Genomic DNA, 1,301 nt, shown 5'->3' with positions numbered 1-1,301 from the left:
CCGACTTAACTCCCAAACAATTTACTCCTGATAGTTTGGCTGCCAACTTTAACAAATTCTCACCGGAAATCTCAGAACAACAGGTAGTAACAAACCGCTTGCAGACTAAATCGTTGCCGCAAACATCACAAGAGCGATCGCGATCGGTAAGTCAAACCACTTCTCAAATTCAAACGAATTTGGTAAAAAATGCTGCTATGCAAGCCCTGAAAAAGCTGATGAGTCCCTTGGGAGAAGCAGCGAATAAAGTAGTAGAATTTTTGGGGAGGGCGGGAAGTGCTATAGGTACAATTATTAGCAATGGTGAAGCTTTTTTATCCAATTTAGTTAGGGCGCTTCAAACAGGATTTCAGCAGTTTTCTAGCAAGATTGCAACTCACCTCAAAGATGGTTTAGTCTCTTGGTTAACAGGAACTTTAGGCTCAACCGGAGTCACCGTCCCAAATAAGCTTGACACAATCGGAGTTGTATCGATGGTGATGCAAGTATTGGGGATTAACTACGGGCGATTGCGAGGATTGTTAGTAAAGCGCATCGGCGAACCCAAAGTCAAGCGATTAGAAAAAGGATTCGATTTAATACAGCAGATTGCTAAAGGTGGATTGGTTGCCCAAGTGCAAAAGATGATGCAATCGCCTCAAGAATTGCAAAAAACGGTGGTGGAAAGTATTCGTACTTGGGTAATTGAAACCGTTGTTAAAAAGGCTGTTGCAAAATTGGTGGCTACTTTTTCGGGGTTTGGGGCGATCGCTGTTGCTGCTGAAGGGATATATAATGCGATCGCCTTTTTAATCGAGAAAGCCGATGGGATGCAAGTTTTGATGGATGCAATTGCGGCTTCTATTGGTAATATTGTGGCGGGGCAGGTGGCTGTTGCTGCTAATTATATTGAGAGTACGTTGGCGCGCAGTTTGTCGATGGCGATTAGTTTTTTGGCGCGGATTGTGGGGTTGGGGAATGTTGGTCAAAAAGTGCGGGAAATTATTGCGAAAGTGCGAGGTAAGATAGATGCTGCGGTGAATAAGTTGGTTGATTTGGTTGTGAAGCAGGGGAATGATTGGCTGGCTAAGGCTGGTGGGGGTACACCGAGTAATACTGCTGGGGGTAAGCCTGGTGTTCGTCCAAGACCCGCAAGTCGGAATCCTACACCTGGGTCATCACCAAGACCCGCAAATCGGAATCCTGCACCTGCCCCATCGCCAAGACCTACAACGGGAAATCGTACACCTGGGCCATCGCCAAGACCCGCAAGTCGGAATCCTGCACCTGGGCCATCGCCAAGACCCGCAAGTCGGAATCCT

General features: G+C 46.7%; 1 pseudogene. It reads left to right on the top strand.

Annotation, left to right across the window (positions count from 1 at the left end):
* Positions 1–1,301, top strand: a pseudogene (locus QUB37_RS28930) (eCIS core domain-containing protein); the annotation flags it as partial.

This window comes from Microcoleus sp. AT3-A2 (genome assembly GCF_036705685.1).
Lineage (GTDB): Bacteria > Cyanobacteriota > Cyanobacteriia > Cyanobacteriales > Microcoleaceae > Microcoleus.
The sequence above is the reverse complement of the archived record's forward strand: the minus strand, read 5'-3'. Positions and strand labels throughout refer to the sequence as shown.